The organism is Dorea sp. AGR2135, assembly GCF_000420885.1.
Lineage (GTDB): Bacteria > Bacillota > Clostridia > Lachnospirales > Lachnospiraceae > Dorea > Dorea formicigenerans.
This window is the reverse complement of record NZ_ATVU01000002.1, coordinates 54,338-68,237: the sequence shown is the minus strand read 5'-3', so window position 1 is coordinate 68,237 and position 13,900 is coordinate 54,338. Positions and strand designations below refer to the sequence as shown.

Genomic DNA, 13,900 nt, shown 5'->3' with positions numbered 1-13,900 from the left:
AGGAGTGTAAGATGGGAGCTTTTTTCAAACATAAGGAAAAGGATTCAGCGTCTGGAGACGATTGTGTGAAACTTTGTAATGTGCATGACATTATAGAGGCGGAAAGAATGATAGAGTTGTTAAAAGAGAACGGAATTGCTGCATTTTCTCAGGAATCAGGAGATGGTGTTTCTGTGTATAGTACAGCAGGGTTCGGACTTTACGGTGTCGATGTTTTTGTGGAGGCGAAGAATGAGGAGCAGGCCAGGAAGCTTATAGACGCTGAGGGTATTTGAGCAATAAAGTGAAAAAATATTAGTTGAAAAAATGTAATATCATAGTTAGTGCTCTTGAAGATTATGAAGACAGTGGATTGTTTTTAGGCGGTTCACTGTCTTTTTTTATTGGAAATTAACTTATTTTTTAATAATGGATTGTGATTAACGTGAACTTAAAAAAGTTTTACGAAAGAATTACATGAATATGTCGCAATCCAAAAACAGAGGTTGCTACAATAAGTGCATCAAGGCAGAAGAGGGTTGATAAATGAATCGTTGAAGAGTAAGAAACGAGGAGGAAACTACGATGAAAATACGGCGGAGAGTACAAAAATACATTTTCATTATAAGCTTTGCGGTACTGGCTGGTTTTATGCATCAGAACACCTATGCGGAAACTCGGACGAATATTCAGCTTTATGTACCGGATGACAACCAGAATAACAGACAGGAAAATAATCAGACTGCCAACCGGGCTGACAACGGGAAGGTGGACAATTCTGTGGCAAAGACAGGTGATACCACCGGAGGTAAAATATTGGATTACGAGATAATGCTTGCAGTGAGTGCGGTATTGGGAACCATGGGAGTCATAATCCGTAAAAGCCAGAAGACAGAAAAGAATGGAGATTAGGTGCATGAAAGTAGAGAAAAAAAGAAATAAGAAAATATGGATATTCGCTGTGGTGGTGATTCTTGTCGCAGCGCTTGGAGTTGTATTTGCATATAAGCTGGGACAGCAGAAATCTGTAAACAATTCCAATGGGGTTGTGGTAGATCAGAATGCATCAGACTGGGACAAAGATTTAGATAATTTATCTGGACAGCAGGATTCAGGTATTAAAATGCCGGGATACGGAGAACTCAGTGTCGGGGCAGGAGATAAGACGTGGAAGATTACCCTGGCAAATCCGAAGGACAATGACTGCTATTTTAAATACAGCATTACAATTGGAGATGATGAGACTCCGATTTATGAGTCTGACTATATTGAACCGGGAAAGGCAATCAGTGAATTTCAGGTCGATAAGGCGCTGGATGAAGGAGATTATACAATATATATGAACATTTCTACATATTCTATGGATGGAAAAAATACACGCTTAAATGGAGCGAGTGTGAAAGCAGATTTACATGTTGTAAACTAACGGCCCCCAAAGGGCATATGCTCGAAGTGTGGCTGTAAATATAGATATTTATTAATATTTTTATTCAGGAGGATAACGAAAATGAAGAAAAGAATCGCAGCAGCAGTTATGACAAGTGTTATGGCAGGAATGATGATGGTAACGCCGACATTTGCAGCAAACACAGGTAGTGCACACACTGATTTTTCCCTTTATGTAGCAAATGATCCAGTTTATACAGTCACTGTACCAGAAACGGTAACATTGAATGCAAAAGAACACACATTGGTACCGATTACGGCCAGCGATGTAAAAAATATTCCGGAAGGTAAGAAAATTACAGTAACGCTGCAAAAAGGAAATGGAACTTATGGAAGGTTATATCTTGTCGGAGATAAGATGAATGGTGCAAAACCATATATGATGACTTTGAATATTAAAGGAACAAGCGGAGACTTTAAACTGGGGGCATTGGAGAAGCAGATTAAAGGTATGGAACTGGTTGCTTTTACAGAGGATGGTACAGCAAATTATGAAATATACCCATGTGCGCAGGATTATCCGGACCGTGAAGGAAAAGAAGGGGACAATCTGGCAATCCAGAAAGGCGTTCATTATACTGGCTGGATGGACTATGGCGTAGGTTTAACTGATATCAAATAAATGATTATCCATCAATTATACGAGGGAGGACTAAATATGAAATCTGTAAAGAATATGAAAATGCTTTCAACAGCAGTGATTGCAGCGGTGCTTACCGTATCTGCATTCGCGCTTCCGGTTCATGCAGAAGAGAATACAACATCTGCGTCAACAGAATTTTCTTATGTTCAGAAAAATGAACCGACATATACGGTATCTATACCTTCAGCGCTGGCACTTTCAAAGGAGGGAACTGCCCTTAATATTGAAGCAAAAGATGTCGCGGATCTGGACGGGAAGAAAGTAACGGTAACAATCGCAGGTACTGATTATTATCGAAATCAGCTTGTATTACAGGCAAAGACGTCCAAGCCAACTTATACGGGTACTATTCGTTATCAGTTGATTGCAGCAGATGGTAACACAATTGAAACAACTGGTAATGATACTGCAACAGGAACAGAGTTAGCTTCCTTTACAGGGAATGGAACTGTAACTTATACGGCAAAACCAGTACTTGATCCAAGAATGAATATTGAACCGGGTGTAAATTATACAGGAACCATGACATTTGGAATAGGATTAACAGAATAAGGAAGCATAGTTGGTGCTTTAGCAGAAATAAAATGAGGGGGCAGGCTTAGAAGCTTATAGCCCCTGAAATTCTTTAATGGTTGCTGCTGCCAGTACAATGACTCCAATTGCACAGACAATATATATAATTCCGACTGCGATGGAGCTTTTCTTTGCACGTTTCCATTTTACGGCTGCAAGGTACATGGCGCTTAAGACATCTGCCAGGAAGAAGAACTGCAGGATACCATGCAGGATAGCAGTTCCGAGGCTGATTTTTCCAGCTTTATAAGTCATGCGGATTACCTGCAGGGCGTAAAAAGAGCCCGGAAGGATTGTGAGCCAGAATGCAATGACGGTGAAAAATATCATAACACTCATGACCGGGAGCATAAGCGGTATAATCAGACCGCCGGTCATAAAAGTCAGTGCAGCACCAGCGAAAAAGTACATAATGAACAGTGTGATAAAACTGAACAGGAAAAATGCGACAAGACCGTATTTATGTATAAGCATGCGGTTTATAAGTGCGGTGGAATCGTCTTCTTCATAGGAGAAAAAAGATTTCCAGATATTTAGGATCCCAAGAATATAAAGTGCCAGAATGTAAATAATAGCAGGCAGGTTTGACAGGAAAAATCCCCGCAGAGTAGCAAAGCCGGAGGCATCATATGGAATTGCATCAAGTACATGGTTCTGGAAAGTAAGATTCGGAAGAACAAGTACCGGAATCAGGGATAATATAATTACATATGCAATTGCCAGTTTGTCAGCAGATTTTTTCATGGGTATCGGCTCCTTTCGAGAGATTTTTCATTGCTTTCTATATTTGATTATAATTTTTTCGGGGCGGATTGTCCAGAAGATTGAGCTGACCGCTGACAGATAGTTGGCAGTACGCCAGTAGGCATTCATTTTTTCAAGTAATTCCTGAGATAACAGTTGTTTCTCAAGACACATTTTGTTGTCGTCCATATTGTACCTCTCTCTTTCGAATCATATATTTTTTTACCAGCATCATCATAGAACAGTAAAAATAAGATGTAAGATAGTAATTTTGCATTGAAATCATAACATTCTGATATGGATAATGTTTGCGTATTGAGAAATCGGACTGAAAAACAACATATATTGGGTAAACGCAATGGACACATAGATTATTAATGCATCATAAAAAACTATAGTGTTAGCCAATTAGAACTAGTATAGATAAAATGGATATAGATAGAAACGATATAGATAGAAGCAATATGCAAAATATCAATTGGACAACATTGGATTTAAAGTGCAATATATAAGCATAGTACACTATTTTATAGGGTAAACAAAAACAATGATTTGGAGGAAGAAGAATGAAAAAAAGATTAATCAGTATTTTGTTGTGTGGAGCGCTTGTTTTATCTATGGCAGCATGCGGTAGCAAAGAAGGAGCGAAAAAAGAAGAAACTAAAACGGAAGAGACAACTAAAGGAAATAGTGGGGAAGCAACTGATAAAAAGTATGGTCTTGATATGGATTCAATCGTAGTGGCAATTTCTTCAGGATATGAACCATTCTGTTTTGACAAGGATAATGAACTTCAGGGATATGATGTTGATATGTGGAAAGAATTTGAAGAAAGAACAGGCATCAAAGTAAAATGGGAACGAGCTGATTTTTCTGGTCTTCTTGGATTACTTGATTCTGGAAAAGCAGATGTGGTAGCTGCTCAGCTTACACCAACACCAGAACGTGAAGAGAAGTATGCTTTTACAGAGCCAGAAACATACTATGGTTCAGTTATTGTTGTTAGCAATGACAATACAGATATCAAGAGCGCAGATGATCTGGCTGGAAAAACTATTGGCGTGGGAGCTGGAAATGAAATGCAGCAGGACATTGAAGCTATGTACCCAAATGGTGAAGTGAAGTTTGAAATCTATCAGTCTGCAACACTTGAAAACATGTTAAAAGATGTTGAAATGGGAAGAATAGATGGTATGTTAGCACAGGATATACAGGCTTACATGGCAATTGAAAAGAGCGGAGTGAAATGTAAAGTTGTAACTCCAGCATTTGAAAGTTCTTGTGGAGCACTTGCTGTTAAGAAAGATAATACAGAATTGTTAGATGGGTTAAATGCATTTATTAAAGAGATTAAAGAAGATGGAACATTAAAAGCTATTTCTGAAAAATGGATTGGTGCAGACGTTTCTGTAGAAAGCAAATAAATTATGGAATATTTAACTCAAGAAGTAATGCCATATGTGGTGAAACTTGTTCCATTATTAATTAATGGAATGAAAATTACGATATTTGTATCTATATTAGCATTTGCTATAAGTATTGTTATGGGCGTAATTTTGGCAATAATTCAACATTATCATGTTGCAATCTTAGACCCCATTGCTAAGGTATACATCTCATATTTTAGAGGTACCCCATTATTAATTCAGTTGTTTTTGTTTTTTTATGGATTACCCATGGTAATGGATATTATGGTCAGATGTCCTAAAATATTAGCTCTAATTATATGTTTAGCAATGAATAGTGCTGCATATATGGCTGAAACAATCAGAGGTGCTATTGAAAGCGTTGATAAAGGGCAATATGAAGCTTGCCTTGGATTTGGAATGACGCATACACAGACAATGACGAGAGTTGTGTTGCCGCAAGCAGCGGTTGCAGCAATTCCACCAATTGTAAACTCAGCAATTGATATTATAAAAATGTCATCACTTGGTATGACAATTGGTATTCAAGATGTAATGGGTGAGGCGCAACTTTCAGCAGCGGTTTCTTATAAAACTTTTGAAACTTATATCATAGCAGCGGCATTTTATTGGATATTAGCTTTGATATTAGGAAAGATTCAGAGAATTGTTGAAAGAAAAATTGGTGTAGCATATCAGAAGTAGTCAGGAGATAGAAATGATAGAAATTAAAAATCTATGGAAAACATTTGGTGATAAATCTGTATTGAAAGGTATAGATTTAAAAATTGAAAAAGGAAAAGTGTTTGCTATCATAGGACCTTCTGGAACAGGAAAATCAACACTCCTTAGATGTCTGAATGTTTTGGAACGGGCTGATAAAGGGTCTATTGTATTGGGAGATAAAGAGATTGATTTTACTAAAATGAGTAAAAGCGATATTCAGACTCTTCGCATGCATATGGCAATGGTATTTCAAAATTCAAACTTATACAGAAATAAAACGGCTGTTGAAAATGTTATTGAGCCGTTGATAACTGTAAGAAAAATGAACAAGGGAGAAGCATTACAAATAGCAGATGAACTCCTTGCAAAAGTAGGAATGTCACATAAGAAAAATGCGTATCCTGAAACTTTGTCAGGCGGAGAGAAGCAAAGAGTTGGAATTGCTAGAGCAATGGCTGTGAATGCAGATGTAATCCTTTTGGACGAGCCAACATCTGCTTTGGATCCAGAATTGGTAAATGAAGTTTTAGATGTAATTAAAGATTTGGCAAAACAGCATACAACAATGTTGATTGTTACTCATGAAATGCGATTTGCAAGGGAAGTTGCAGATGAAATTGTATTTATGGAAAATGGTAATATTGTTGAACAAGCTACTCCTGATATATTTTTTACAAATCCTCAGACAGAGCGTGCAAAATCGTTTATACAGGCAAAAGTAGATGACATTTATGATACGGATTTTGATAAAATTATTGAAAGACGTTATATGAATTCCTATAAATGGAAAGACTTAAAGACACCAGATATTGACAAAGATATTTATCCTATGTGGGTCGCAGATATGGAATTTAAGTCATCGCCAGCAATTCAGAGACAGATGCAGGAGCGAGTAGAGGCGGGGATTTTCGGATATGAGACATTAACACCGAAGTATTTTAAAGTTATTTCAGAATGGCTTGAAAATAGACATTCTTATAAGGTGGATGCAAGTGAAATACTATTTTGTGCAGATACAATGATTGGCATAAGTACATATATTCAAGCTGCGTCAGAAGTATGTGATGAAGTTATGCTGTTAACACCTGTTTATGGTAACTTTTTTAGCACTATTACCGGATGTGGAAGAAAAGTATTGGAATGTCCATTAATAGAAAAAGAGGGTAGATTTACCATTAGTTTAGAGTTAATGGAAGAAAAAGTTTCTGAAAAGACAAAAATATTATTGTTATGTAATCCACAAAATCCAACAGGAACAGTTTGGACAACGGATGAATTAAAAGATATTAGTTTATTCTGTAAAAAACATGGGATGACTCTTATCTCAGATGAAGTGCATTATGAATTTATATTCAATCAGGCACAGCATACTGTGGCAGCAAGTATTGCAGAGGAAGTTGGTGTTATGGCAGCTACAGTAATTTCTCCAGGTAAAAGCTTTAATGTTCCGATGCTAAGTGGTGCTTCGTTGATAATTAAAGATAAAAAAATGAGAGATAAAATTTCAGCAATAATGGAAAATTTGAAATATCCATTTGCCCATGCTTTTGTTGAGGGAGTCACTATTGCAGCCTATACAAAGAGCATTGAATGGCTGGAAGCCGTAAAGTATTATATACAGGAAAATAAGAGGATTTTTAAAGAATATTTTGAAACGCATTTTCCGCAGTTGAAAGTTGTAAATAGCGATTCGACATATGTAATGTGGGTGGATTGTAGTGGATTGAATATGTCTGATGTGGAATTGGAAAAGTTTTGGAGAGATGATTGCAAATTGATTCTAAGTCATGGCTCAGAATTTGGCACAGGATACAGTCAGTATAGAAGATTTAATGTTGCTTGTTCAAAACTTAAGCTAGAAGAAATTTTAGAACGAATTTTAAAGCAAATGCAAAAAAATAAGTTGATTTAAATTTGTAAAGTGAAATCAGAAGTATCTGTAATAAGTACTTCTGATTTCTTATCTGGTAATTGCAGTGTGAGATGGTGAGATAGTCTGAACTCACACATTGACAAAGCCGTAAAATTATGTAATAATTATCATGATTTTGGACTATGAACATATGTAAGTACAGAAGATGTAGTGAAGCAGAGATGAAGTGTCACCGGCTGAGAGCACTTCACGCGAACCTTTTGGAAATTTCAGTATGGGAGTCTTTCGATGAAAAGCATTTGCCAGTGGCAGTGCGTTAAGTCGGATGTTCGTGTAGCAGATCGAATACACATAAAAGAGTGCAGAGTGATAAGAACTCTGAAATAGGGTGGTACCGCGAGTAACATCGTCCCTTGTTAATCACAAGTGGCGGTGCTTTTTTATTTTTAAGCCAGTTTTTGAAATTATATTTAGCGAATACGCTACACTTCCAGAATGGTACATTTTGGAAGCTGACTCTGAAATATAAAAATAAAAAAAGACACTGAACTTAAAGAGTAGTAGAAAGGGGAATTAGAATGAAGGATAAAATCAACAGTATTTTATCAGAAGTGAAAACTAAGATTTCTGAAGCAGCAAATGAAAATGAACTGCAGAATGTGAAGAATGCATATGTTGGAAAACAGGGTGCGTTAAGTATGTTAATGAAGGAGATGCCAAAGCTTGATGCAGCGCTTCGCCCGGAGATGGGAAAGGTGCTCAACCAGGCTAAGAATCAGGTGACAGAGCTGATCAACTCTAAGAGAACAGAGCTGAAGCTGAAAGCTTCTGAGGTTTCACCGGACTTTGACTGTTCTGTGCCGGGAATCCTGCCGCCGAACGGAGGACTTCACCCGATCACACAGATGTGCTATGACCTTAATGATGCATTCCGTTCTATGGGATTTGAGATTTTCCAGGAGGATGACATCACAAGTGAGTTATATGCATTTGATAAATTAAACTTCCCTCCGAACCATCCGGCAAGAGAGAGTATGGACACATACTGGCTGGAGGGTCATGACAGTGGAAGTACGAATGAGAAGCTTTGCCTGAGACCACATTTGACAGGAGGAAGTGTCCGTTACATGCAGACACACAAACCGCCGTATCGTTTTGTATATCCGGGACGTGTATATCGTAACGAGACAACAGATTCACATCATGAGAGAGCATTTTTCCAGTATGAGACTCTGATCGTGGATAAGGATATCAAGTTCACGGACGGAAAAGTTATGATCCAGAGCATTTTAAGTAAGGTGTTCGGAAGAGACGTTCCGGTAAGAATGCGTTCCGGTTTCTTCCCATTTGTAGAGCCTGGATTTGAGATTGACATGGAGTGTCAGGTGTGCGGCGGAAAAGGCTGCAGCGTATGTAAACATGTGGGATGGATCGAGGTTATGCCGGGTGGATCACCACATCCAAATGTACTTCGTGCAGCAGGACTGGATCCGGATGAGTACACAGGTTTCTATGTAAACATTGGTCTGGACAGACTGGTCATGATGCGTTACGGCGTGGATGACGTAAGATTGTTCCACAGTGGCGATTTAAGATTCCTGAGACAGTTCAGATAAGCGGAGGAGAATAAAGATGAAATTATCATTATCATGGATTAAAGATTTTGTAAATATCCCTGAAGATATGGATATGAAACAGCTTGCATATGATCTGACTATGGATACTGTTGAGGTTGAGGACGTAGAGTACCTGGCAGATCGTTTTGACCATATGGTAGTAGGTGTGATCGAGGATATCGAGCCACATCCAAATGCAGACAAGCTTCGCGTCTGCAAAGTAGACATCGGTGACGGTGAAATTAAAGACATCGTCTGCGGTGGTATCAATCTTGAAAAAGGTATGCGTGTTGCTGTATCCTGCCCGGGAGCGATTGTCCGCTGGCATGGTGAGGGAGAGCCTGTTGAGATCAAGAAGTCTAAACTTCGCGGCGTGGCTTCCTACGGAATGATCTGTGCATCTGACGAGATCGGACTGGGAGATCTCTTCCCGGCATCTCAGGAAGCAGAGATTCTTGACCTGTCCGCATTTGAAGTACCGGCAGGAGCAACTTTGGCAGATGCCCTTGACCTGAACGACGTTCTTCTTGAGATTGATAACAAATCAATGACAAACAGACCGGATCTGTGGGGACACTATGGTATCGCCCGCGAGATTGCAGCATTATACAATCTGCCACTTGCTGAGATCAAGCCATTTGAGACAGATGTACAGTCTGATTTTAATGTAGAAATCGCTGATCCAGACAGATGCCCGAGATATATCGGTGTAGAAATGTCTGGTGTAAATGTAAAAGAGGCGCCATATCAGATGCAGAATAGAATCTGGAAAGTCGGCATGCGCCCAATCAATGCATTGGTTGATATTACAAACTATGTAATGCTCGCAACGGGTAACCCGACACATGCATTTGATGCAGATAACATTTCTGATCACATTGTTGTAAGACATGCAGCAGAAAATGAGAAGTTACTTCTTCTGAATGACAAAGAGCTTTCTCTTTGTACAGATGACCTTGTAATTACAGATTCCGAGGGACCTGTTGCACTGGCTGGTGTTATGGGTGGAGCAAAGGATTCTATCCTGCCTAAGACAGAGCGTGTCATTCTTGAGGTCGCAAACTTTGAAGCAGCAGGAATCAGAAGAACTGCACTTCGTTATGATAACCGTACAGAAGCTTCTTCAAGATATGAAAAAGCTATCGATCCTGAGAGATGCGACCAGGCACTTGCACTTTCCATGCAGTATTTCAAAGAGCTGTATCCGGAAATGAAAGTGACAGGTTACTGTGATAAATATGTAAAGAAACTCAAGAGAGCTGAGATTGATGTAAATCTTGTATGGCTTGAGAAGAGACTTGGAAAGCATCTGACAAATGATGAGATCCAGGGCAAGCTTGAGAAACTTGGATTTGATGTACAGATTCATGGTGAGGACATGCACGTCATCGCTCCGACATGGCGTTCTACAGGCGATATTTCCATTAAAGATGATGTAATGGAAGAAGTTGCCAGAATGTATGGATACGACAATTTCGAGCCAACATCATTTACAACAACATTTGACAGTGCAATCAATCAGAAAGATCAGGATCTTGTAAGAAATATGAAAGAGTTCCTTGCAATCCGTTGTGGAATGCAGGAAATCTACACATATCCTTGGGTAAATGATGTATATTTGAATGCAATTATGCAGACGACAGAAGGAATGCTTCGTCTTTCCACACCACCGGCACCGGATCTCAGTTACCTGCGTGCTTCTCTGCTTCCGAACATTTGCGAGGCAGTTGCAAAGAATGAGCGTTACTTCAATGATTTCTCAATCTTTGAGGAAGCTCAGGTATTCCATGATGCGAACTATACCTCACCATACGACAAGTCTGAGTTACTGCCAGAGCAGCGCCGCCATATTGCCGGAGCATTTGCAAGCAGTGTGAAAGATGTGAAAGAACTCTTCCAGGAAGCAAAAGGTGTTCTGGAGTATATGCCACGTTATACACATCAGGCAGCATTTGAGTTCAGAAAAGAAGAGAAACCAGTATGGGCTGACAATGTAGTATGGCTCAACATTTACCGTGGAGACGAGAAGATCGGTGATATGGGACTTCTTGCTAAGAAGGCATCTATGGACTGCGGAATCAAGAACCTGTCCGTAATGCTCTTCGAGTTAGACGTTCTGAAACTGAAACCACTCATTTCCAGAACCAATAAATTCACTCACCTTGCAGCATATCCGGAGAACGAATATGACATTTCCATGCTCTTTGACTCCAATGCAGTATGGAGTGATATGCATGAGGCAATTCTCGGCAAGAAGAAAGCCAGCGAATTCCTTAAGAAAGCAGATTTCGTAGACGAGTACCGTGGAAAGCAGATCCCACAGGGCAAGAAATCTGTGACAATCAGACTGACCATCGGATCTAATGAGAAGACACTGACTTCCCAGGAGATTGAAAATGTAGCAAATCAGGTTATGAAAAAGCTGCAGAAGAAGATGGGAGCAGAGCTGAGAACTCAGTAAATGAAATAACTTAACATAATTAATCCAGCTGCCGATGTCACGATATGATTTGTTTTCTGATTTTCATACGCCACCTATTTTAGTCTGACAGTGCAAACTCGCCGATAAATCGGCTCAGACAGTGCACTGTACAGACTAAGTTAGGCGTAAGAAAATCTGGAAAATAAAATCAATTATCGTGACATCAGCAGCTGGATTTTATTATGTGCGAAGTTATTGGAAGGCGGAAGGAGAGCGGGGGATTGGTAGGAGAAAGTGTCTGGTTAGCATAGAGTGGTGGAATACGAGAGTGTATATAAAGAAGGGGTGCGGAACCGCATCCATTCTTTATATAGCTATTGTTTTTTTGCAATATTTATGCTATTCTGAATCCACGCAGATGGCGATTCTTGTTATCTGCAAAAGGTATCTATTTAATTTCATTCATTTCGGAGGCTCAGAGTATCGGGTGTTATTCCAAAGTGATGAACGTGTGACAAGTGAATATAGGCTGGGAAGGGAACCTGGTGCGGCACAGGATGTTATTTGAAGATTAGCATTTCCAACTGGAATATACTATTAATATATGATAAAATATCTATAGATAATCTTTTCTCAGACTATAGGAAGTTGTCGGAGAGGAGAGTATATGTCAAAAAGAACAGGAACTAAAGTACAAAAGAACCGTACAGATGACGAGTTTATCATGCTTCCGACCGTAGATTTTTGTTTCAAAGAACTGATGAGAAATGAAAAGGTGCGAAAAGGAATTATTGCAGCATTGTTGGGAGTAAGACCAGAAGAAATCAAGGAGACCAGACTGTTGCCGACCATACTCAGAAAAGAGTATGAAGATGATAAGTATGGAATTCTGGATGTGCGGGTTGAAATGCATGATGGCACGCAGATAGACTTTGAGATGCAGGTGGCAGAGTTCGATTTCTGGAAAAAACGGATTGTGTTTTATCTGAGCAAGATGGTCACAGATCAGATTCATAAAGGTGATGATTATGACAAAATTCAGAAATGCATTCATGTCAGTATTCTGGATTTTGTACATTTCCCGGAGGATAACAGGTACTATCGAAAAATTACATTTTGCGATACAAAAACGGGAGAGATTTATACAGATATCATGGAGATTCATGTGTTGGAATTGGGGAAGTTACCACCGGAAGATCAGAATGAAGAAGGAATCATAAGGTGGATGCGATTTCTCAATGCAAAGAGCCGGAAGGAGTTAAAAGAGATGGCAAAGCAGGACGAGTATTTTGGAGAAGCATATGAGGAACTGGAAAGACTCAGCGCGGACGAGAAGAAACGTCTGGAGTATGAGACGAGATTGAAGTATAAACGGGACAAGTATGCGCAGCTCCATTATGCGACCAGGATTGGAAGAGAAGAAGGTGAACGGATTGGAAGAGAAGAAGGTCAGAGTGAAATGATTCGTTCCATGTGGAAGGCAGGGATTTCGGAAGAACAGATTGCGTCAATTGCACAGAAGACAGTGGAAGAAGTGAGAAAATTGTGTAAATAATTTTTGGTATACAGGAAGAGCAGAAAGAAATAAAAAGAGCACAAGAGATGAAAGAGTGTGAGGAAGGAAACCAATCAGATTTGAGTTTCCTTCGTTTTATTTAATGTGAGAAATTATTAGGAGTAGAAAGAAGGTAAGTTGGTTTGTTGGTTATGTAGCAAAATCAGCAAAAACATTTTTAAGGATGAAAAACATTCCTTTATACAACATTGATGAACCGCTTAGTATACACAAAAATAGTCTTGTGATTTTTATTAATGAAATATCCATACACTTTGGTGGAAATGTATAAAAATTACACAAAAATCGGCATAACTTACTTGACAATTGTGTAATTTAGAGACTATAGTTAAATATATACGTTCTGATTTAGAGCTATTTTCTAAAATATTTCATATTATAGAAAACTGTTAGAATTTCAGTATATTTTTTGAGAAATCATTAAAAAATTTCGAGTTTTTTAGAGAGTTCTGTGATGATATGTGGCTTTGGTCAGACAGATAACAAGAAGGGGGCGGCTTATGAAATCTGTGATTGAAAGACTGGATGATATTGAGAACACTGCGCGCAGTATTGTGGCGAAGGCAGAAGAGGATAAGAGTCAGGTTGAGCAGGAGATTCAGGCGCAGAGAGATCAGTTTGATAAAGAACTGGATGAGAAGACGCAGGCAGAACTTACCAGAATCCGGGAAGATGGAAAGCGGCAGGTCGATGAACTCCTGAAGAGTCAGCGTGAGAAGAATCACGAGGCAGTTCAGACATTGGAAAAGGAATATGAGACGGCTCATGCAGTTTATGCAGAAGGTATTTTGCGTCATATAATAGAAGTGTAATATAAGATGCCAGTGGGGGCGTGAAGCGAGGAGTAAACCACAGGTATCAGAATTTCAGACATTTCAAAAAGAAATATAGCGAGG

The 13,900-nt window shown here is 39.1% G+C and carries 14 protein-coding genes; 12 read left to right on the top strand and 2 right to left on the bottom strand.

The window, feature by feature from the left end:
* The first annotated feature begins 11 nt into the window (after window positions 1–11).
* The 5 genes from G593_RS0101810 to G593_RS0101790 all read left to right on the top strand — a co-directional run bounded on the left by G593_RS0101810 (window position 12) and on the right by G593_RS0101790 (window position 2,620).
* On the top strand, window positions 12–275 hold the full coding sequence (locus G593_RS0101810; RefSeq protein ID WP_022279495.1) for a putative signal transducing protein: 264 nt from the start codon (window positions 12–14) through the stop codon (window positions 273–275).
* A gap of 289 nt (window positions 276–564) precedes the next feature.
* Window positions 565–891 carry a hypothetical protein gene (locus G593_RS0101805; protein ID WP_022279494.1) on the top strand — a complete coding sequence of 109 codons (327 nt, stop codon included), beginning with the start codon at window positions 565–567 and terminating at the stop codon, window positions 889–891.
* Window positions 892–895: 4 nt separating this feature from the next.
* Window positions 896–1,405: a hypothetical protein gene (locus tag G593_RS0101800; RefSeq protein ID WP_022279493.1), complete on the top strand. Its 510-nt coding sequence runs from the start codon at window positions 896–898 to the stop codon at window positions 1,403–1,405.
* An 81-nt stretch (window positions 1,406–1,486) separates the two neighbouring features.
* Window positions 1,487–2,047, top strand: a complete 561-nt coding sequence (locus tag G593_RS0101795) for a hypothetical protein (RefSeq protein WP_022279492.1) — start codon at window positions 1,487–1,489, stop codon at window positions 2,045–2,047.
* Window positions 2,048–2,083: 36 nt separating this feature from the next.
* Window positions 2,084–2,620, top strand: a complete 537-nt coding sequence (locus G593_RS0101790; protein ID WP_022279491.1) for a hypothetical protein — start codon at window positions 2,084–2,086, stop codon at window positions 2,618–2,620.
* Between the two features lie 54 nt (window positions 2,621–2,674).
* Here the strand turns inward: G593_RS0101790 and G593_RS0101785 are convergent, their stop codons facing one another.
* On the bottom strand, window positions 2,675–3,385 hold the full coding sequence (locus tag G593_RS0101785; protein ID WP_022279490.1) for a hypothetical protein: 711 nt from the start codon (window positions 3,383–3,385) through the stop codon (window positions 2,675–2,677).
* A gap of 27 nt (window positions 3,386–3,412) precedes the next feature.
* Window positions 3,413–3,574 (bottom strand): hypothetical protein, encoded by a 162-nt coding sequence (locus G593_RS20005; protein WP_155961765.1) that lies wholly within the window; start codon window positions 3,572–3,574, stop codon window positions 3,413–3,415.
* A 377-nt stretch (window positions 3,575–3,951) separates the two neighbouring features.
* Between G593_RS20005 and G593_RS0101775 the strand changes: the two genes are divergently transcribed.
* The 7 genes from G593_RS0101775 (at window position 3,952) to G593_RS0101740 (ending at window position 13,816) form a co-directional block, all read left to right on the top strand.
* Entirely contained in the window at window positions 3,952–4,809 is an 858-nt protein-coding gene (locus G593_RS0101775) for a transporter substrate-binding domain-containing protein (protein ID WP_049946441.1), read from the top strand.
* Between the two features lie 3 nt (window positions 4,810–4,812).
* The gene (locus G593_RS0101770) at window positions 4,813–5,496 is read left to right on the top strand and encodes an amino acid ABC transporter permease (protein ID WP_029730527.1); all 684 of its coding nucleotides are present in this window, start codon (window positions 4,813–4,815) and stop codon (window positions 5,494–5,496) included.
* 13 nt (window positions 5,497–5,509) lie between these two features.
* Window positions 5,510–7,429, top strand: a complete 1,920-nt coding sequence (locus tag G593_RS21200; protein WP_081646463.1) for a PatB family C-S lyase — start codon at window positions 5,510–5,512, stop codon at window positions 7,427–7,429.
* A 539-nt stretch (window positions 7,430–7,968) separates the two neighbouring features.
* Window positions 7,969–9,006, top strand: a complete 1,038-nt coding sequence (locus G593_RS0101760; protein WP_044993909.1) for a phenylalanine--tRNA ligase subunit alpha — start codon at window positions 7,969–7,971, stop codon at window positions 9,004–9,006.
* A gap of 16 nt (window positions 9,007–9,022) precedes the next feature.
* Entirely contained in the window at window positions 9,023–11,467 is a 2,445-nt protein-coding gene (gene pheT / locus G593_RS0101755) for a phenylalanine--tRNA ligase subunit beta (protein ID WP_029730524.1), read from the top strand.
* A gap of 628 nt (window positions 11,468–12,095) precedes the next feature.
* Window positions 12,096–12,983 (top strand): Rpn family recombination-promoting nuclease/putative transposase, encoded by an 888-nt coding sequence (locus G593_RS0101745; protein ID WP_044993907.1) that lies wholly within the window; start codon window positions 12,096–12,098, stop codon window positions 12,981–12,983.
* 521 nt (window positions 12,984–13,504) lie between these two features.
* On the top strand, window positions 13,505–13,816 hold the full coding sequence (locus tag G593_RS0101740; RefSeq protein ID WP_005335116.1) for a hypothetical protein: 312 nt from the start codon (window positions 13,505–13,507) through the stop codon (window positions 13,814–13,816).
* The last annotated feature ends 84 nt before the right edge of the window (window positions 13,817–13,900 follow it).

Coding starts and splice junctions, on each gene's coding strand:
- G593_RS0101810 (WP_022279495.1), top strand. CDS start 12: ATGGGAGCTTTTTTCAAACATAAGGAAAAGGATTCAGCGTCTGGAGAC.
- G593_RS0101805 (WP_022279494.1), top strand. CDS start 565: ATGAAAATACGGCGGAGAGTACAAAAATACATTTTCATTATAAGCTTT.
- G593_RS0101800 (WP_022279493.1), top strand. CDS start 896: ATGAAAGTAGAGAAAAAAAGAAATAAGAAAATATGGATATTCGCTGTG.
- G593_RS0101795 (WP_022279492.1), top strand. CDS start 1,487: ATGAAGAAAAGAATCGCAGCAGCAGTTATGACAAGTGTTATGGCAGGA.
- G593_RS0101790 (WP_022279491.1), top strand. CDS start 2,084: ATGAAATCTGTAAAGAATATGAAAATGCTTTCAACAGCAGTGATTGCA.
- G593_RS0101785 (WP_022279490.1), bottom strand. CDS start 3,385: ATGAAAAAATCTGCTGACAAACTGGCAATTGCATATGTAATTATATTA.
- G593_RS20005 (WP_155961765.1), bottom strand. CDS start 3,574: ATGGACGACAACAAAATGTGTCTTGAGAAACAACTGTTATCTCAGGAA.
- G593_RS0101775 (WP_049946441.1), top strand. CDS start 3,952: ATGAAAAAAAGATTAATCAGTATTTTGTTGTGTGGAGCGCTTGTTTTA.
- G593_RS0101770 (WP_029730527.1), top strand. CDS start 4,813: ATGGAATATTTAACTCAAGAAGTAATGCCATATGTGGTGAAACTTGTT.
- G593_RS21200 (WP_081646463.1), top strand. CDS start 5,510: ATGATAGAAATTAAAAATCTATGGAAAACATTTGGTGATAAATCTGTA.
- G593_RS0101760 (WP_044993909.1), top strand. CDS start 7,969: ATGAAGGATAAAATCAACAGTATTTTATCAGAAGTGAAAACTAAGATT.
- pheT (WP_029730524.1), top strand. CDS start 9,023: ATGAAATTATCATTATCATGGATTAAAGATTTTGTAAATATCCCTGAA.
- G593_RS0101745 (WP_044993907.1), top strand. CDS start 12,096: ATGTCAAAAAGAACAGGAACTAAAGTACAAAAGAACCGTACAGATGAC.
- G593_RS0101740 (WP_005335116.1), top strand. CDS start 13,505: ATGAAATCTGTGATTGAAAGACTGGATGATATTGAGAACACTGCGCGC.